This window comes from Frigoribacterium sp. Leaf186 (genome assembly GCF_001423905.1).
In the GTDB taxonomy this organism is placed as follows: domain Bacteria; phylum Actinomycetota; class Actinomycetes; order Actinomycetales; family Microbacteriaceae; genus Frigoribacterium.
Window position 1 is genome coordinate 196,008 of record NZ_LMPQ01000001.1, and the last position, 18,875, is coordinate 214,882.

The 18,875-nt window shown below is 68.8% G+C and carries 14 protein-coding genes; 1 reads left to right on the plus strand and 13 read right to left on the minus strand.

What is annotated here, in order from left to right; genetic code table 11:
* Positions 1-19: 19 nt before the first annotated feature.
* The 13 genes from uvrC to polA form a co-directional block, all read right to left on the minus strand.
* Positions 20-1,927 (minus strand): excinuclease ABC subunit UvrC, encoded by a 1,908-nt coding sequence (gene uvrC / locus ASG05_RS00995; RefSeq protein ID WP_056256317.1) that lies wholly within the window; start codon positions 1,925-1,927, stop codon positions 20-22.
* Positions 1,924-4,875 carry an excinuclease ABC subunit UvrA gene (gene uvrA / locus ASG05_RS01000; RefSeq protein WP_157489995.1) on the minus strand — a complete coding sequence of 984 codons (2,952 nt, stop codon included), beginning with the start codon at positions 4,873-4,875 and terminating at the stop codon, positions 1,924-1,926. Before uvrA ends, uvrC begins: the two co-directional genes overlap by 4 nt.
* Before the next feature lie 70 nt (positions 4,876-4,945).
* On the minus strand, positions 4,946-5,860 hold the full coding sequence (locus tag ASG05_RS01005) for an SDR family NAD(P)-dependent oxidoreductase (protein ID WP_056256320.1): 915 nt from the start codon (positions 5,858-5,860) through the stop codon (positions 4,946-4,948).
* On the minus strand, positions 5,850-7,916 hold the full coding sequence (gene uvrB, locus ASG05_RS01010; RefSeq protein WP_043592809.1) for an excinuclease ABC subunit UvrB: 2,067 nt from the start codon (positions 7,914-7,916) through the stop codon (positions 5,850-5,852). Before uvrB ends, ASG05_RS01005 begins: the two co-directional genes overlap by 11 nt.
* A 10-nt stretch (positions 7,917-7,926) precedes the next feature.
* Positions 7,927-8,577, minus strand: a complete 651-nt coding sequence (gene coaE / locus ASG05_RS01015) for a dephospho-CoA kinase (RefSeq protein WP_056256322.1) — start codon at positions 8,575-8,577, stop codon at positions 7,927-7,929.
* Positions 8,578-8,655: 78 nt separating this feature from the next.
* Positions 8,656-10,104, minus strand: a complete 1,449-nt coding sequence (gene rpsA, locus ASG05_RS01020) for a 30S ribosomal protein S1 (protein ID WP_043592805.1) — start codon at positions 10,102-10,104, stop codon at positions 8,656-8,658.
* 225 nt (positions 10,105-10,329) lie between these two features.
* On the minus strand, positions 10,330-12,021 hold the full coding sequence (locus ASG05_RS01025) for a DUF885 domain-containing protein (protein WP_056256327.1): 1,692 nt from the start codon (positions 12,019-12,021) through the stop codon (positions 10,330-10,332).
* 131 nt (positions 12,022-12,152) lie between these two features.
* Positions 12,153-12,422 carry an HPr family phosphocarrier protein gene (locus tag ASG05_RS01030; RefSeq protein ID WP_043592801.1) on the minus strand — a complete coding sequence of 90 codons (270 nt, stop codon included), beginning with the start codon at positions 12,420-12,422 and terminating at the stop codon, positions 12,153-12,155.
* A 26-nt stretch (positions 12,423-12,448) separates the two neighbouring features.
* Complete coding sequence (locus tag ASG05_RS01035) at positions 12,449-12,913, minus strand: PTS sugar transporter subunit IIA (protein ID WP_056256329.1); 465 nt, start codon at positions 12,911-12,913, stop codon at positions 12,449-12,451.
* A 2-nt stretch (positions 12,914-12,915) separates the two neighbouring features.
* Positions 12,916-13,224 (minus strand): PTS lactose transporter subunit IIB, encoded by a 309-nt coding sequence (locus ASG05_RS01040; RefSeq protein ID WP_054146078.1) that lies wholly within the window; start codon positions 13,222-13,224, stop codon positions 12,916-12,918.
* A 47-nt stretch (positions 13,225-13,271) separates the two neighbouring features.
* The gene (locus tag ASG05_RS01045) at positions 13,272-14,468 is read right to left on the minus strand and encodes a PTS mannitol transporter subunit IICB (RefSeq protein WP_056256332.1); all 1,197 of its coding nucleotides are present in this window, start codon (positions 14,466-14,468) and stop codon (positions 13,272-13,274) included.
* 111 nt (positions 14,469-14,579) lie between these two features.
* Complete coding sequence (locus ASG05_RS01050) at positions 14,580-15,341, minus strand: DeoR/GlpR family DNA-binding transcription regulator (RefSeq protein WP_056256334.1); 762 nt, start codon at positions 15,339-15,341, stop codon at positions 14,580-14,582.
* A 303-nt stretch (positions 15,342-15,644) separates the two neighbouring features.
* Positions 15,645-18,317, minus strand: coding sequence for a DNA polymerase I (gene polA, locus ASG05_RS01055; RefSeq protein ID WP_056258173.1), 2,673 nt, complete (start codon positions 18,315-18,317; stop codon positions 15,645-15,647).
* Between the two features lie 185 nt (positions 18,318-18,502).
* Between polA and ASG05_RS01060 the strand changes: the two genes are divergently transcribed.
* Positions 18,503-18,859 (plus strand): PaaI family thioesterase, encoded by a 357-nt coding sequence (locus tag ASG05_RS01060; RefSeq protein ID WP_235491398.1) that lies wholly within the window; start codon positions 18,503-18,505, stop codon positions 18,857-18,859.
* Positions 18,860-18,875 lie beyond the last annotated feature (16 nt).

The following is an 18,875-nucleotide window of genomic DNA, read 5'->3' on the forward strand; positions in this document are numbered from 1 at the left end:
GGCGGGCGGTGCATCGATTCTAGGTGGGGCTCGAGGGAGGCGCGGGGGCGTCGACGTCGACCTGCTCGTCTCCGCGGAGACGCTCCACCACGGCGGACGCGAGCGTCGGGCCGATCCCGCGGACGGCCGAGATGTCGGCGGCCTCGGCCTCTTTCAGGCGTTTGACGGATCCGAAGTGCTTGAGCAGCACGGCGACCCGCGACGGACCCAACCCCGGGATTTCGGCGAGCTGCGTCGAGATGTCGCGCTTTCGTCGCTGTCGCTGGTGGGTGATCGCGAAGCGGTGCGCCTCGTCGCGGATGCGCTGGATGAGGAACAGCGCATCGCTGTTGCGAGGGAGGATCACGGGGAAGTCGTCGTCGGGCAGCCAGATCTCTTCGAGGCGTTTGGCGATGCCGCAGAGGGCGATGTCGGTCACGCCGGCGTCGTCGAGGGCCCTGCGGGCCGCCGCCACCTGGGGTTGCCCGCCGTCCACGATCAGGAGGTTGGGGCGGTACGCGAAGCGCTTGCGTTGCTCGCCGACCTCCTCGACGGGCGCGAGCTCGTCGTCGAGACGGGACAGCCGCCGGCTCAGGGTCTGGTAGATCGACTCGGTGTCGTCGGTGGACTGCGGGATGTTGAACCGCCGGTACTGGTCCTTGCGGGGCAGACCGTCCTCGAAGACGACCATCGAGGCCACGATGTTCGTGCCCGAGAGGTGGGAGACGTCGTAGCACTCCATGCGGAGCGGCGCGTCTTCCATGCCCAGTGCCTCCTGGATGTCGGCGAGGGCCGTCGACCGTGTCGCGAAGTCGGCACTGCGACGCGTCTTGTAGAGCATGAGCGACTGCTGCGCGTTGAGCGTCGCCGTCTGCATGAGGTTGGCCTTCTCTCCCCGCTGCGCCGTGTGGATCTGGACCCGTCCGCGTCCACGGATGTCGCTCAGGACGCTCTCGAGCGCGTCGTTGTCGTCCGGCGTCGTCGTCACGACGATCTCGCGGGGCAGCTCGGCCCCTGCCGTGTAGATGCCCTGCAGCACCTGCTCGACGAGGTCGCCCGTCGAGATGTCGATCTCTTTGTCGACCACCCAGCCGCGAGACCCCCGGATGCGTCCGCCGCGCACCGTGAAGAGCTGCACGGCCGCCGCCAACTCGTCCTCGGCGAGGGCGTAGAGGTCGAGGTCGACGTTGTCGCGGAGGACGACCGCCGACTTGTCGAGCACGGCCTCGAGGGCCTGCACCTGGTCGCGGTAGGCGGCGGCGTCCTCGAAGCGCTGCTCGAGGGCGGCCGCCTTCATCGATCGCTGCAGGTCGGCGATGACCTTCTTGTCGTAGCTGCCCATGAACTTGACGAACTCGTCGACGATGGCCCGGTGCTCGGCGATGGAGACCCTGTGCGAGCACGGGCCACCGCAGCGCCCGATCTGACCCGGGAAGCAGGGCTTGCCCGTCTGCATGGCCTTCTTGTAGCTGCTGTCCGAGCAGGTGCGGATCGGGAACACCTTGATCATCAGGTCGATGGTGTCGTGCACGGCCCAGATCTTGGGGTACGGACCGAAGTACTTCGCCCCCTTGATGCGGGAGTTCCGCGTGACCATCACCCGGGGGGCCTCGTCGGCCAGCGTGACCGCCATGAACGGGTAGGTCTTGTCGTCGCGGAACTTGACGTTGAAGGGCGGGTCGAACTCTTTGATCCACGTGTACTCGAGCTGGAGGGCCTCGATGTCGCTGCCCACCACCGTCCACTCGACCGAACGGGCGGTCAGGACCATCCGACGGGTGCGCTCGTGCAGGGACGGCAGCGGGGCGAAGTAGTTGCTCAGTCGGGCCCGGAGGTTCTTGGCCTTGCCGACGTAGAGCACCCTGCCCCGCTCGTCGCGCCACCGGTAGACGCCGGGGTCGGTGGGGATCTCGCCCGCCTTGGGACGCCAGGAGACGGTGTTGCTCATCGTGCTTCGACGGCCTCCCGACGTCGCGCCGTGGTGGGCTTCTTCTTCTGCACCCGGGGCACGGTGTGACCCGACTCGAGGATCTCCTTCAGGAAGACGCCCGTGTGGCTCTCGGGGACGGTGGCGAGGTGCTCGGGCGTTCCGGTGGCGATGACGGTACCGCCACCCGCGCCTCCTTCGGGGCCCATGTCGATCAGCCAGTCGGCCGACTTGATGACGTCGAGATTGTGCTCGATCGTGATCACGGTGTTGCCCTTCTCGACGAGGCCGTTCAGGACGAGCAGGAGTTTGCGGACGTCCTCGAAGTGCAGCCCGGTCGTCGGCTCGTCGAGGACGTAGACGCTGCGCCCGTTGGAACGCTTCTGCAGTTCGGTGGCGAGCTTGACGCGCTGCGCCTCGCCACCGCTCAGCGTGGTGGCGCTCTGACCCAGTCGGACGTAGCCGAGGCCGACGTCGACCAGCGTCGACATGAACCGCGAGATCGCGGAGATCGGGGCGAAGAACTCGGCCGCCTCACTGATCGGCATCTCGAGGACCTCGGAGATGTTCTTGCCCTTGTACCGCACCGCGAGGGTGTCACGGTTGTAGCGGGCGCCGCCGCAGACCTCGCAGGCGACGTAGACGTCGGGCAGGAAGTTCATCTCGATCTTGATCGTGCCGTCACCGGCGCAGTTCTCGCACCGACCGCCCTTGACGTTGAAGCTGAACCGCCCCGGGAGGTACCCGCGCGCCTTGGCGTCGGTCGTCTCGGCGAAGAGGGTGCGGATGCGGTCGAAGACGCCGGTGTAGGTCGCCGGGTTCGAGCGCGGGGTGCGACCGATCGGTGCCTGGTCGACGTGCACGACCTTGTCGAGGGCGTCGAGGCCCGTGACCCGCGTGTGCTTGCCCGGGATCTGCCGCGCCCCGTTGAGCTGGTTCGCCAGGACCTTGTAGAGGATGTCGTTCACCAGCGAGGACTTGCCCGAGCCGCTCACGCCGGTCACCGCGACGAAGGTGCCGAGAGGGAAGTCGACCGTGACGTCGCGCAGGTTGTTCGCCTTCGCCCCGACGACGGAGATCATGCGCTTCTTGTCGATCGGTCGACGGGTCGTCGGGGTCTCGATCGACCGTCGGCCGGCGAGGTAGTCCCCCGTGTACGAATCCGTGTTCGCGACGAGGGCCTCGTAGCTGCCCGAGTGCACGACGGTGCCGCCGTTGACGCCGGCGCCCGGTCCGATGTCGACGATCCAGTCGGCCGTCTTGATCGTGTCTTCGTCGTGCTCGACGACGATCAGCGTGTTGCCGAGGTTCTTCAGCTTGACGAGGGTGTCGATCAGCCGACGGTTGTCGCGCTGGTGGAGCCCGATGCTCGGCTCGTCGAGGACGTAGAGCACGCCCGTCAGGCCGGAGCCGATCTGGGTCGCGAGGCGGATGCGCTGGGCCTCGCCACCGGAGAGGGAGCCTGCGGCCCGGGCCAGGGACAGGTAGGTCAGGCCGACCTCGAGGAGGAACTCGAGGCGTACCCGGATCTCACGCAGCACCTGTGCGGCGATCCGCGCCTCGCGCGTGGTCAACGTGAGGCTGTTCATGAACTCGAACGCGTCGGCCAGGCTCAGCTCGGAGACGGCGGCGATGTCGTGGCCGTCGACCAGGACGGCCAGCACCTCGGGCTTGAGCCGCTTGCCCTTGCAGACGACGCACGGGATCTCACGGAGGTAGGACGCGTAGCGCTGGCGCTGCGTGTCGGTCTCGGCCTCGGCGTACTTGCGTTCGATGTAGGGCATGACGCCCTCGAAGCCCGTCGAGTACGTCATCTCACGCCCGAAGCGGTTGCGCCACTTGACGGTGACCTCGAAGTCGTTGCCCTTGAGGACGGCCTGCTGGATCTTCTCGGGCAGGTCGTGCCAGGGAGTCTTGAGACTGAAACCGAGGTCGCCGGCCAGGCCCTCGAGGAGCTTCTGGAAGTAGTTGTAGAGGCCCTTGCCGGACTGGGTCCACGGGAGGATGACGCCGTCGGCGAGGCTCAGCTCGGGGTCGCCGAGCAGCAGGTCGGAATCGACCGACATCTTGGTGCCGAGGCCGGAGCACTCGGGGCAGGCGCCGAACGGGGCGTTGAACGAGAACGTGCGCGGCTCGATCTCGGTCAACTGCACCGGGTGGTTGTTGGGGCACGACAGCTTCTCGGAGAACGTCCGGTACTTGCCGGCCGCCCCCTCGTCGGTGTCGACGAAGTCGATCGTGACGAGGCCGTCCGTCAGTCGGAGAGCGGTCTCGAGCGAGTCGGTGAGGCGAGTCAGGGCCTGGTCGGAGGCCACGAGGCGGTCGACCACGACGGAGATGTCGTGCTTGATCTGCTTCTTCAACTTGGGCGGCGAACTGAGCTGGATCTGCTCGCCGTCGACGATGGCCCGGGAGTACCCGGTGGACGCGAGTTCGGCGAACAGGTCGACGAACTCGCCCTTCTTCTGTGACACGACCGGGCTCAACACCTGGTAGCGGGTGCCCGTCTCGAGGGTCATGAGCTGGTCGGCGATCTGCTGCACGCTCTGCTTGCTGATCTTCTCGCCGCAGACGGCGCAGTGCGGCACGCCGATGCGTGCCCAGAGCAGACGCATGTAGTCGTAGATCTCGGTGATCGTGCCGACCGTGGACCGCGGGTTGCGGTTGGTGGACTTCTGGTCGATGGAGACGGCCGGACTGAGGCCCTCGATGAAGTCGACGTCGGGCCGGTCCACCTGACCCAGGAACTGCCGCGCGTAGGCGGACAGGGACTCGACGTACCGTCTCTGCCCCTCGGCGAAGATCGTGTCGAACGCGAGGGACGACTTGCCGGAGCCGGACAACCCGGTGAAGACGACCAGCGAGTCACGAGGGATCTCGAGGTCGACGTTGTCGAGGTTGTGCACACGGGCACCCCGGACGCTCAGCGTGGAGGAACCTTCTACAGGTGAGATTGACACTCTTACCATTCTGTCGATGTGGACGACGCTCGTCGTCGTGGCGGGCAGGCCCGCGGGTGGTGCGGCCGGCGGCGAGGGCTCAGGGGGCCGGGGACGAGAGGGCCGGTTGTACGCCCGTCAAACCGGCGGACACCTGCCACAGACGCGCTGCGACCGACTCGTCACGGGTGTGACGCTTGGCGGGTACGCGAGCCGGAGCGCCGGTCAACTGGAACCATCCGGCCGGACCCCAGTATTCCCCGCCGACGACGTCTTCGCCCACGAGCGCGTGGACCAGGGGTTCTGCCCCGACCTCTTTGCCCTGGGAGAACGTGTGCATCATCGAGGTGAGGACGGCGGGAGGGCGGTGCGGTTCGACGACGGGCGGGCGGGGGTCGCTGAGGGACTCCCACGAGAACCCGGGATGGGCGACGACGCTCGAGACCGACGAGCCGGAGGCGCGGAGCCGTCGGTCGAGGTCGAGACCGAAGGTCATGACGGCGAGCTTGGATCGCGCGTAGGCGACGGCGCCGGAGTAGCTGGAGACCATCATCGGGTCGTCCAGGTCGAGTCGCACCCACCGGTGGCTGATGCTGCCGAGGTGCACGACGCGAGCACGCCCGGACGCCTCGAGGGCCGGCAGGAGGTGCGAGACCAGAGCGAAGTGGCCCAGGTGGTTGGTGCCGAACTGCAGCTCGAATCCGTCCGCCGTGGTCTGACGCCGGCGCGAACCCACGACGCCCGCGTTCGCGAACAGACCGTCGACCGGACCACCTGCAGCCACGGCCGCCGCCCCGGATCGGACGGATGCGAGATCGGCGAGATCGAGCTCCACCGTGTCGACGTCGGCGCCCGGCACCCGATCGCGCAGGAGGTCGGCTGCCCGGACGGCCCGCTCGGCGTCACGGGCGGCGAGGACCACCCGGTGGCCGTCGGCGGCGAGACGTTCGGCGGCGTAGTAGCCCAGACCTGCGGTCGCCCCGGTCACGACGACACGCCGTCGCTCAGCGGGCATGACCGGCTGCTTCCATCTGGCGGAGGTCTTTCTTCAGGTCGGCCACCTCGTCGCGCAGGCGACCCGCGAGCTCGAACTTGAGCTCGGCGGAAGCCTGCAGCATCTGCTCGTTGAGGTCGGCGATGATGGCCTCGAGGCCGTTCGCCGCACTGGCCGCCTTGCCCTCGCGTCGGAGGTTCGGCGTCGGGGCGCGCTTGCCGCCCTGTCGATCGGCCAGGAGTCGTGCGGTGTCGGCACCCTCGCGGGCCAGGACCTCGGTGATGTCGGCGATCTTCTTGCGCAGTGGTTGGGGATCGATGCCGCGTTCGAGGTTGTAGGCCACCTGCTTCTCGCGTCGCCGGTCGGTCTCTTCGAGGGCCTGCTTCATCGAGTCGGTCATCACGTCGGCGTACATGTGGACCTGGCCGGAGACGTTGCGAGCCGCGCGACCGATGGTCTGGATGAGCGAGGTGGACGACCGGAGGAAGCCTTCTTTGTCGGCGTCGAGGATCGCGACGAGCGACACCTCGGGCAGGTCGAGCCCCTCGCGGAGCAGGTTGATGCCGACGAGCACGTCGTAGACGCCCTGGCGCAGTTCGGTCAGCAGCTCGACCCGCCGCAGTGTGTCGACGTCGGAGTGCAGGTACCGCACCCGGACCCCGGCCTCGGTGAGGAAGTCGGTGAGCTCTTCGGCCATCTTCTTGGTCAGGGTGGTGACGAGGACGCGTTCGTCGATCTCGACCCGGGTGCGGATCTCTTCGAGCAGGTCGTCGATCTGGCCCGCGGACGGCTTGACCACGATCTCGGGGTCGATCAGGCCGGTCGGACGGATGATCTGCTCGACCACGCTGTCGGTGATGCCGAGCTCGTACTTGCCCGGCGTCGCCGAGAGGTAGACCTTCTGACCGACCCGGTCGAGGAACTCCTCGAACTTGAGCGGCCTGTTGTCGAGTGCGCTCGGCAGTCGGAAGCCGTGGTCGACGAGGGTGCGCTTGCGCGAAGCGTCGCCCTCGTACATGGCACCGATCTGTGGCACCGTCACGTGCGACTCGTCGATGACCACCAGCAGGTCGTCGGGGAAGTAGTCGAGCAGGCAGTGCGGCGCCTCGCCCGGCGAACGGCCGTCGATGTGGGCGGAGTAGTTCTCGATGCCGTTGCAGAAGCCGATCTGCTCCATCATCTCGAGGTCGAAGGTCGTGCGCATGCGCAGCCGTTGCGATTCGAGGAGCTTGCCCTGCTTGTCGAGCTCGTCGAGACGCGTGGCGAGTTCGTCTTTGATGGTGCCGATGGCCCGGTGCATGACGTCGGTGCCCGCCACGTAGTGCGAGCCGGGGAAGACCGACACGGCGTCCATCGTCTTGACCACGTCGCCCGTCAGCGGGTGCAGGGCGTAGAGCGCCTCGACCTCGTCGCCGAACATCTCGATGCGGATGGCCAACTCTTCGTACATCGGGATGATCTCGATGGTGTCCCCGCGCACGCGGAAGTTGCCTCGGGAGAAGTCGATGTCGTTGCGTTGGTACTGCATGGACACGAAGCGGCGGATGAGGGTCTCGCGGTCGATGCGCATGCCGACCTGGAGGGCGATCATGGCCTCCATGTAGCCCTCGGGGGTGCCGAGGCCGTAGATGCACGAGACCGTCGAGACGACGATCACGTCGCGCCGGCTGAGCAGCGAGTTGGTGGTGGAGTGCCGCAGACGCTCGACCTCGGCGTTGACCGAGCTGTCTTTCTCGATGAAGGTGTCGGTCTGCGGGACGTACGCCTCGGGCTGGTAGTAGTCGTAGTACGACACGAAGTACTCGACGGCGTTGTTCGGGAAGAGCGACCGGAACTCGTTGGCCAGCTGGGCCGCGAGGGTCTTGTTGTGGGCGAGCACCAGCGTCGGGCGTTGCACCTGCTCGACGAGCCACGCCGTGGTCGCCGACTTGCCCGTTCCGGTGGCACCCAGCAGGACGACGTCGGTCTCGCCGGCGTTGATGCGCCCCGCCAGCTCGGCGATGGCGGCCGGCTGGTCGCCGCTCGGTTCGAACTCGCTGATGACTTCGAACGGGCGGACGCTGCGGGTCGGTTCCATGGATTCCAGCTTACGAGGGACCACCGACACTCGCGTCGCGGGAGGCGGCCTGCTTCGCCGCTGACAGCGAACGCAACTCGTCGTAGAGGTCGTCGGCCTGCCGCAGCGTGTCCTCCAGCGAACCCGAGGAGTCGACGACGAGGTCCGCGACGGCGAGCCTCGTCCGGTCGTCCGCCTGCGCGTCCACCCGGCGCCGCGCCTCCTCGTCGCTCATCCCCCGGAGCTCGACGAGCCTCTGCAGGCGCAGCGCGCGCGGGGCGTCCACGACGACGACCACGTCGAAGCCGTCGGTCCCCCGCGCCTCGACGAGGAGCGGAACGTCGTAGACGACGACGCGGCCCGGGTCGTCGGCGACGGCGTCGGCCATGCGTCGGGCCGAGAGGTCGTGGACGGCGGGGTGGGTGATGCCCTCGAGGTCACGGCGGGCGTCGGGGTCGGCGAACACGACGGCCCCCAGAGCGGCCCGGTCGAGCGAGCCGTCGGGGCGGAGCACCCCGCCCCCGAACCGCGCGACGACGGCGTCCAGCCCCGGGGAGCCCGGCGCGACCACCTCGCGAGCGAGGGCGTCGGCGTCGACGTGGGCCGCACCCCGCTCGGCGAGTCGGCGGGCCACGACGGACTTGCCGGCGGCGATGCCACCGGTCAACGCACAGACGAACACGACGACGAGACTACGCCGCGAACGCCGGAAGGCGGCTCCCCCGAGGGGGAACCGCCTTCTGGTCGAGACCGGACGGACTCAGTTGTTGTTCGACAGCTTCTCGCGGAGCGCGGCGAGCGACTCGTCGTCAGCGAGGGTGCCGGCGCCCGAGGCGGACTCGGCCGAGAACGACGAACCCGTGGGAGCGTCGAACGTCGTCTCTTCGACGAGCGAGGCAGCGACCTGCTTCTTGTGGGCTTCCCAGCGCGCCTGGGCGGCAGCGTAGTCCTGCTCCCACTTCTCGCGCTGCGAGTCGAAGCCCTCGCGCCACTCGTTCGTCTCGGGGTCGAAGCCCTCGGGGTACTTGTAGTTGCCCTGGTCGTCGTACTCGGTGAGCATGCCGTAGAGCGCCGGGTCGAACTCGGTGCCCTCGGGGTCGACGCCCTCGTTGGCCTGCTTGAGGCTCAGCGAGATGCGACGGCGGTCGAGATCGATGTCGATGACCTTGACGAACACCTCGTCGCCGACGGCGACGACCTGCTCGGCCAGCTCGACGTGCTTCGCCGACAGCTCGGAGATGTGCACGAGACCCTCGATGCCGTCGGCCACGCGGACGAACGCACCGAAGGGGACGAGCTTCGTGACCTTGCCCGGAGCGACCTGACCGATCGCGTGCGTGCGGGCGAACACCTGCCACGGGTCTTCCTGCGTGGCCTTGAGCGAGAGCGACACGCGCTCACGGTCGAGGTCGACCTCGAGGATCTCGACGGTGACCTCCTGGCCCACCTCGACGACCTCGCTGGCGTGCTCGATGTGCTTCCAGCTGAGCTCGGAGACGTGGACGAGACCGTCGACGCCACCCAGGTCGACGAACGCACCGAAGTTGACGATCGACGAGACGACGCCCTTGCGGACCTGACCCTTGTGGAGGTTGTTGAGGAACGTGGTGCGGCTCTCGGACTGCGTCTGCTCGAGCAGCGCACGGCGCGACAGGACCACGTTGTTGCGGTTCTTGTCGAGCTCGAGGATCTTGGCCTCGATCTCCTGGCCCAGGTAAGGCGTGAGGTCGCGGACGCGACGCAGCTCGATGAGCGAGGCGGGGAGGAAGCCGCGGAGGCCGATGTCGACGATGAGGCCGCCCTTGACGACCTCGATGACCGTACCGGTGACGACGCCGTCGGCGTCCTTGATCTTCTCCACGTCGCCCCAGGCACGCTCGTACTGAGCACGCTTCTTGGAGAGGATCAGGCGGCCTTCTTTGTCTTCCTTCTGGAGGACGAGGGCCTCGACCGTGTCGCCGACCTCGACGACCTCGGTGGGGTCGACGTCGTGCTTGATCGAGAGTTCGCGCGAGGGGATGACGCCCTCGGTCTTGTAGCCGACGTCGAGGAGGACCTCGTCGCGGTCGATCTTCACGACGGTGCCTTCGATGAGGTCGCCGTCGTTGAAGAACTTCAGGGTCTTCTCGACCGCGGCCAGGAAGTCATCAGCGGATCCGATGTCGTTGATGGCGACCTGCTTGGGTGCCTTGGTCGTTACGGTTGTCATGTAGTTAGTGCTCCAGTACGGGCATGAATCGGGCCGTGTTCGTCCATCGAACGGTGTTCGGGTGGGGGTGTCGAACGCAGCGTGCGGACAGATCGACGCAGAAAGCGTCGCATCATCTTAGCGCGGCGTCCCGGGTGCGGGCAACGACGTGCCGGGGGCGCCGATGATGCCGTCGGGGCCCCGGCGATGCCGTCTCGGGCTCGGGCTCGGGCTCGGGCGCCGGCATCAGACGAGCAGGGCCCGCCGCAGCGTGTCGAGCCCCACCCCGCCGAGCTGCAGGGCGTCGCGGTGGAAGGCCTTGACGTCGAACGCGGCTCCGTCACGCCGAGCGCGGTCGGCGCGGAGGTCCTCCCAGATGCGCTGGCCGACCTTGTACGAGGGGGCCTGGCCGGGCCAGCCGAGGTAACGGTCCACCTCGAAGCGCACGAACTCGGTGTCCATGTTGACGTTCTCCGACATGAACGCGAAGGCGTTCGCCGCGTCCCACCGACCACCGCCGCCGGGGAACGGCTTGCCGAGGTGCACGCCGATGTCGAGGACCACGCGGGCGGCTCGCATCCGCTGGCCGTCCAGCATGCCCAGCCGGTCGCCCGGGTCGCCCAACCAGCCGAGTTCGTCCATCAGGCGTTCGGCGTACAGGGCCCAGCCCTCGGCGTGACCGGACGAGCCGGCGAGCTGACGGCGCCAGGTGTTCAACGTCGCCCGGTTGTACACGGCCTGTCCGAGCTGCAGGTGGTGCCCCGGCACCCCCTCGTGGAAGACCGTCGTCGTCTCGCGCCAGGTGCCGAAGCGGGTGACTCCCTCGGGCACGGACCACCACATGCGCCCCGGGCGCGAGAAGTCGTCGCTCGGACTCGTGTAGTAGATGCCGCCGTCCTTCGTCGGGGCGATGCGGCACTCCAGCCGGCGGACGGGCTCGGGGATGTCGAACTGGTCCCGCCCCAGCTCGGCGACGGCCCGGTCGCTCAGGCCCTGCATCCAGTCACGCAGCGCGTCGGTGCCGTGCAGCTGCCGGGCGGGGTCGGCGTCGAGCAGCTCGATGGCCCGGGCGACCGAGGCACCCGGCTCGATCTGCCGGGCCACGGCCTCTTGTTCGCTCACCATCCGGGCGAGCTCGTCGATGCCCCACTCGTAGGTCTCGTCGAGGTCGACCGTCGCGCCGAGGAAGCGCCTCGAGTGCAGCGCGTAGGCGTCGCGCCCCACGGCGTCCTCGGGGGTGGCGGCCGGCAGCAGCTCGTCGAGCAGGAACCGCCTCAGCCCGTCGTAGGCGGCGGCGGCCGACGAGGCCCCCGCCGTGAGGTCGCGGGCGAGTGCGCCGCCCGGGGCACTGTCGTCGCCGAGCCGGGCGCCGGCGACGAACTCGGTGAAGAACCCGTCGTCGGCACCGATGCGCGCGCACTGCTCGGCCACCTTCTCGACCTGCCGTCGAGCCGGGGTCACTCCCCCGGCGATGCCCGCCCGCAGCGTCTCGACGTACTGACCGAGGGCCGTGCCGACGTGCCCGAGGCGCGACGCGACGTCGGCCCAGTCGCCCTCGGACTCGGTCGGCATGAGGTCGAACACGTCGCGGACGCCCTGCGCCGGCGATGCGATGACGCTGAGGTCGCGCAGTTCGAGCCGCTGCTCGGCGTACTCGAGTTCGAGCTCGAGTTCGCTGGTCAGGTCGTCACGGGTGACGCGGTCGACGTCGTCGACGGGGGCCGTCGCCGCCAGCTCGGTCAGCGTGGCCCGGACGGCGTCCACGTGGCGGGCGTGCCCCTCGGGCGAGTAGTCGCCGTACTCGCCGGTCCGTCCCTCTCGGCCGATCCAGGTGGCCGTCATGGGGTCGAGCTCGCACAGGGTGTCGACCCAGCGTTCGGCGACCGCGTCGACGGGGGTGGGTGTGCGCGGGCCGGGCGTCGCTGCAGGATCGGTCATGGCGACGAGCCTAACGACCGAGGAGGCGCGGTGCCGGACGACCCGCACCGCGCCTCCTCGGCCCCCTCACGACGGACGGGGCGTCCACCGACCAGGTCGGTGGACGCCCCGTGCGCGTCGTGGTGTGGTGCCTACTCTTTGTCGAGGTCGGTCGCGAGGAGCGCGACGAGCTCGTCGAGGGCGGCCTCGGCGTTGTCGCCCTCGGTCGCGACGACGACCTCTTCACCGTGGCCGATGCCGAGCGAGAGCACGCCGAGGATGCTGGCGGCGTTGACGCTCTTGCCGGCGGCGGAGGTCAACGTGACCTTCGCACCGGTCTTGCCCGCGGCCTGGCTGAAGAGCGAGGCCGGACGGGCGTGCAGCCCGACGCTGGAGGCGATGGTGACGGAACGTTCTGGCATGTCTTCTCCTCTGGAGGGGGTGGGGGTCAGTCGTCGTCGTCGGTCGACGCGAGCAGCTCGTAGACCTCGGCGGACGTGGTGGAGCCGCGCAGGGCGGCCGCCTTGTCGGGGTCCATCAGGATGCTCGCGAGCTGGCTGAGGATCGCGATGTGGCCGTTGCCCTTGGCGGCGATGCCCACCGTGACCGAGACCTCGTTGCCGTCCCAGTCGACCGGGGTCGGGAACCTCAGGACGACCAGGGCGTCCTCTTTGACCGAGTCCTTGCCGGCGAGGGTGCCGTGCGGGATCGCCACACCCTCGCCGACGTAGGTGGACACCGAGTTCTCGCGCTCGAACATCGCGTCGACGTACGTCTCGTCGATCGCACCCGCGTCGACGAGGGCCTGCCCCGTCTTGCGGATGGCCTCGTCGCGCGAGGCGGCGACCTCGTCGAGCCGGATGGACGACTCGGCGAGCAGCGTCGAGAGCTCGGGTGCCTGCTGATCGGTCATCGTCAGACCTCGACCGTCGAGCCGTCCTGGATCGCCTTGACGACCTTGGCGACGTTCGGGTCTCCCATGAACAGCTGGAACGGCACGACGGGCACGTTCGGCACGACGCCGCGGGCACGCTCGGCCAGGTTGTTCTGGGTGACGACGACGTCGGCGTCGGACGGGATCGACGCGACGGGCGAGTGCTCGACGGTGACACCGCTCTTCTTCAGCTGCTTCTTGAGCGTGGAGGCCAGCATGACGCTGCTGCCCATGCCCGCGTCGCACGCGACGATGAGTTTCTTGATGCTGGAACCGTCGAGGGTTGCCATGACCTTCTCCTTGTGTGGTGGTGGTGCTGACTGGTGGTGCGGCCGGGCTAGGCGGTGGGTGCCGCGGTGCCCTTGCTGGTCGCCTTGTTGGCCGCGGTGGCGGCCTGGGCGTCGGCGAGAGCCTGCTCCTGAGCGGACGCGTCCTCGGCACGGGCCTCGCGGTTCTCCTTGCGGCCGAAGCCCATCAGGAGGGACGAGACGACGAACGAGACGGCCGCCGAGAGCAGGATACCCAGGTAGATCGGGAGAAGGTCCCCACGGGCGGCGACCAGCGTGTAGGCGATGATGCTGCCGGGCGACGCGGGGCCGACGAGGCCGACGTTGAACAGGGCGAAGGTCGCGATGCCGGTGGCGCCACCGAGGACGGCGGCGACGAGCAGGATCGGCTTCATCAGCACGTAGGGGAAGTAGATCTCGTGGATGCCACCGAAGAAGTGGACGATGATCGCGGCCGGGGCCGAGGGGCGGATGGCGCGGGGACCGAAGAACAGGTACGCCAGCAGGATGCCGAGGCCGGGGCCGGGGTTCGACTCGAGCATGAAGAGGATCGACTTGCCGGCCTCTTGCACCTGGGTGCCACCGAGCGGGGTCAGGATGCCCTGGTTGATCGCGTTGTTGAGGAACAGCACCTTGGCGGGCTCGATGATGATCGAGGCCAGGGGCAGCAGGCCGCGGTCGACGAGGAACCCGACGGCGCCACCGAACACGTTGGTGATCGCGGTGGTGACGGGGGCGAGGCCGAAGAAGGCCAGGACGCCCATGGCGCCACCGATGATGCCGAGCGAGAAGTTGTTGACGAGCATCTCGAAGCCGGACTTGATGCGGCCGTCGACGAGCTTGTCGAACTGCTTGAGCACCCAGGCTGCCAGCGGGCCGACGATCATCGCGCCGAGGAACTGCGGCACGTCGGTGGCGACGATGACGCCCATGACGGCGACGGCACCGATGACGGCACCGCGCTGGCCGTGGACCATGCGACCACCCGTGTAGGCGATCAGGATCGGCAGCAGGTACTTGATGATCGGGCCGACGAGCCCGGGCCACGGGGTGCCGTCGGACATCTCGCCGAAGCCGCCGAGCTGGGGCACCGGCGTCCAGCCGGTCTGGATGAACAGGGCCGTGATGAGGCCCCAGGCGATGAATGCGCCGATGTTCGGCATGATCATGCCGGCCAGGAAGCCTCCGAAGCGCTGGACGCGCGCGCGGGCTCCCGTACCGGTGACGGTGGGGGTGAATTCGGACATGGTGACGGGTTCTCCTTGTCTCTCAGCGACGAGAGGGATGTGGGGTGATGGAGGTGGTGCGGGGGGCTGTGGTGCGTCGGGGTGGAGCGGTGGTGGCCGGCCGGTCTCGCGTCATGCGATCACGACCCGGGGGCCGGCCTGTTCGACGTCGTCGGCCAGCTCGGCGTCCACGCCGGAGTCGGTGATGACGGTGTCGACGTCGGTGAGCGGCGCGACCTTGGCGAAGTCCTCGCGACCGAACTTGGTGTGGTCGGCGAGGACGACGGTGCGTCGCGACGCGGCGATGAGAGCGCGCTTGACCCGCGCCTCCGCCAGGTCGGGGGTGCTGATGCCGCGTTCGACCGACACGCCGTTCGTGCCGATGAAGGCGACGTCGGCGAAGACGTCGGCGATCTGGGCTCGCGTCCAGTCCCCCACGGCCGAGTAGGTGCGGGTGCGGATCAGGCCGCCGAGCAGGTGCAGCGTGACGTTCGGCCGGCTGATCAGGATCGTCGCCACGGCCAGCGAGTGCGTGACGACGGTCAGCTCGCGGTCGAGGGGCAGCAGCTCGGCCAGCCGGATCGTCGAGGTGCCGGCGTCGACGATGATGGACCCGCCGTCCGGCAGCTCGTCGAGGGCGGCGCGGGCGATGCGCTCCTTCTCGGCCGCGGCGGTTCCTTCACGGTCGACCACCGGGGGCTCGATGCCCAGGCGCTCGACGGCGATCGCTCCCCCGTGCACTCGACGCAGCACGCCGCGTCGCTCGAGGGCCGTCAGGTCGCGACGAACGGTCTCGGGCGCCACGGAGAGCTCGCGCGCGAGACCGGCGACCTCGACCCGGCCCCGGGACAGGGCCGTGTCGAGGATCTGCTGGTGACGCTCCGGTGCGTACATGGGAGACCTCGTCGTCGGACTGCACGGTGGCCCCGAGGGGTCGACCGGTGGTGCGGAAGTGCGGAAGGAGTTCAACTGCTGTTGATCTGCGCTTATATAAGTCCGTTTGTGTGGCCCGGTCAAGTCTGTGCCGCGTGTCGTGTCCGTTTGTGCCCGGGTCGGGGGATGTTTCGTTGCCCGATGGGCACCTTCATGCCCGCTCGAGGCCCTGATGGGTGCCCGAGCGGGTCCGTCCGGGCACTCTTCGACCACGGAGGCAGGGGGACGAGGAGGCGCGGCGGACGACGGGCGGACGCCCGGCGATCAGTGGGCGGCGGCGTCCCAGCTCTCGCCGAGGCCGACGCTGACGTCGAGTGGCACCCGGAGGTCGGCTGCGCCGCTCATGCGTCGCCGGACGATCTCGCGGACGTCGTCGACCTCACCCGGTGCGACCTCGACGATGAGTTCGTCGTGCACCTGGAGCAGGACGCGCGAACCCATCTCTCGCTCGTCGAGCTCGGACCGCACGCCGAGCATGGCGATCTTCATGATGTCGGCGGCCGAACCCTGGATCGGCGCGTTCAGCGCGGCCCGCTCGGCGTTCTCGCGGAGGACGCGGTTGGGTGACTTGAGGTCGCCGAACGGCCGACGGCGACCGTAGATGGTCTCGGTGTACCCGTCTTCGCGGGCCTGTTCGACGACGTTCCGGAGGTACTCGCGCACGGCGCCGAACCGCTCGAAGTAGTCCGTCATCAACTGGCGGGCCTCGGCGGTCTCGATGCGGAGCTGCTTCGAGAGGCCGAAGGCGCTCAGGCCGTAGGCCAGGCCGTACGACATGGCCTTGACCTTGGTCCGCATGGCGGAGGTGACGTCGGACGGTTCGACGCCGAAGATGCGGGCACCGACGAACCGGTGGAGGTCTTCGCCCTCGTTGAAGGCCTGGATCAGCCCCTCGTCACCCGAGAGGTGCGCCATGATGCGCATCTCGATCTGCGAGTAGTCGGCCGTGAGCAGGGTCTCGTAGTCGGGACCGTGGACGAACGCCGCACGGATCTCTCGACCGACCGCGGCCTTGATCGGGATGTTCTGGAGGTTCGGGTCGACGGACGAGATCCGCCCGGTGGTCGTGCCCGTCTGGTCGTAGGTCGTGTGGATGCGGGCGTCGTCGGCGATCGACTTCTCGAGCGTCTCGATGATCTGCCTCAGCTTGGTGGCGTCGCGGTGCTTCAGCAGGAGGTCGAGGAAGGGGTGGGGGTGCTTCTCCTGCAGGTCGGCCAACGACGCCGCGTCGGTCGAGTAGCCGGTCTTGGTCGCCCGGGTCTTGGGCATCTCGAGCTGGTCGAACAGCACCTCTTGCAGCTGCTTGGGCGACCCGAGGTTGACCTCGCGGCCGATCTCGGCGAAGGCCGCGGCGGCGAGCTCGCCGGCCTGTTCGCCCAGACGCAGGGACAACGCCTTGAGCGTGTCTCGGTCGGCGGCCACCCCGGTGAGCTCCATGTCGCCGAGGACGGCGACGAGTGGCAGCTCGATCTCGGTCAGGACCCGGCGGGACCCCTCGTCGAGGGCGTCGATCAACGACTCGGACAGCCGTAGGACGTACCAGGCCTCGGAGGCGACGCTGACCTCGTCGTCGGCGGAGACGAGCTGGTTCGGGTCGCCGACCGGAAGCGTCTCGCCGAGCTGCTCGTACACGAGGTCGGAGAGGGAGAACGAGGTGCGACCCGGGCGCAGCAGCCACGCGGCGACACGCGGGTCGCCCACGATCCCGGTCAGTCGGAGCCCGGCCCGGGACAGCGCCTTGTAGGCGCGCTTCGCGTCGTGGACCACCTTGGGCGTCTCGCCGTCGAGCCAGGCCTCGAGGGCGACGTAGTCACCCCGACCCGCCGCCCAGGGCACGTAGGCGGATTCGTCCGACGACGAGATGCCGAGCCCGACGACCCCGTCGGCGCCGTACTCGACCGTCAGGCCGACGGGCTTGTCGGGGTCGGAGGCGTGCTTCTTGAGCCAGAAGGCGAGCTCTTCGTCGATGAGCGTGCGGACGACCGGCAGGCCGGCCGGGGCGGCCGTCACCGGGGCCTCCGACGTGCCACCGGTCGTCGGGTCGGCGGCCTCGGAGAGCGCCAGGACCCGTTCGAGGAGCGTGCGGAACTGCAGTTTGTCGAAGAGCTCGCGGACGGCGTCCTCGTCGATGCCCCGGCGTTCGAGGTCGCCGGGGCCGACGGGCAGCTCGACGTCGGTGACGAGCCGGTTCAGGCGCCGGTTGCGGACGGCGTTCTCTTTCTGCTCGCGGAGCTTCTGACCGACGACGCCCTTGATCTCGTCGGCCCGCGCGATGATCTCGTCGAGGCCGCCGTAGAGGTTGATCCACTTGACCGCGGTCTTCTCGCCGACCTTGTCGATGCCGATCAGGTTGTCGCTCGTCTCGCCGACGAGGGCGGCGACCTCGGGGTACTGGTGAGGCTCGATGCCGTAACGCTCGAAGACCTTGTCGCGGTCGTACCGGGTGAGTTCGCTGACGCCCCGGGCCGAGGGGTAGAGCAGCGTCACGTCGTCGTTGACCATCTGGATGGCGTCACGGTCGCCCGAGACGACCAGCACGCGGAAGCCTTCGTCTCGACCGCGCGTGGCGAGGGTCGCGAGGATGTCGTCGGCCTCGAAGTCCTCTTTCGTGATCGTGGTGATGCCCATGGCGTGGAGGGCCTCTTGAAGCAGCGGGATCTGCCCGACGAACTCGGCCGGCGTCTCGGACCGGGTGCCCTTGTACGCGGGGTACTCGCGGGTGCGGAAAGAGAACCGCGAGATGTCGAAGGCGACGGCGAGGTGCGTCGGTTTCTCGGCCTTGAGCAGGCTGAGCAGCATCGAGATGAAGCCGTGGATCGCGTTGGTGTGCTGGCCTTCGCGGTTGACGAAACTGTCGACCGGCAGGGCGTAGAAAGCCCGGAAAGCGAGGGAATGGCCGTCGATGACCAGGAGGGTAGGCTTCGTGTCGTCCGTCACCACGTCAGCCTAGCGGGCACCCCCGACACCGTCGCCGGGCGCCCCGGTCGCACCCCCGGAGATCCATGAGCCGTCCGTCCGCCGTCCCGAACGACGCCGAGAGGACCGTCTCGTCGGACGCGTCCCTGAGCGAGGCCGCCGTCGAGCTGTTCCGGCGGCGCGGCGTCGGTGCCCTGGCCGAGAAGATGGGCATCGTCATCGACGAGATGAGCGCCGAGCGCGCGGTCGGGCGCATGCCCGTCGAGGGCAACACGCAGCCGGTGGGCATCCTGCACGGCGGGGCGCACGTCGTCCTGGCCGAGACCCTCGGGTCGGTCGCCGCGAACGTCCACGCCGGCGCCGGACGCGTCGCCATGGGCATCGAGCTGAACGCGAGCCACAGCCGGTCCGCCGCCTCGGGGTGGGTCACGGGCACCTGCACCGCCCTGCACCTCGGCTCGACCCTGACGACCCACCAGGTCGTCATGACCGACGACCGCGGCCGCCTGCTGTCGACCGTTCGCATCACCAACTTCTTGACCGACGCCCGCGGCGAGGCGTGACGACGCGAGAAGGCCC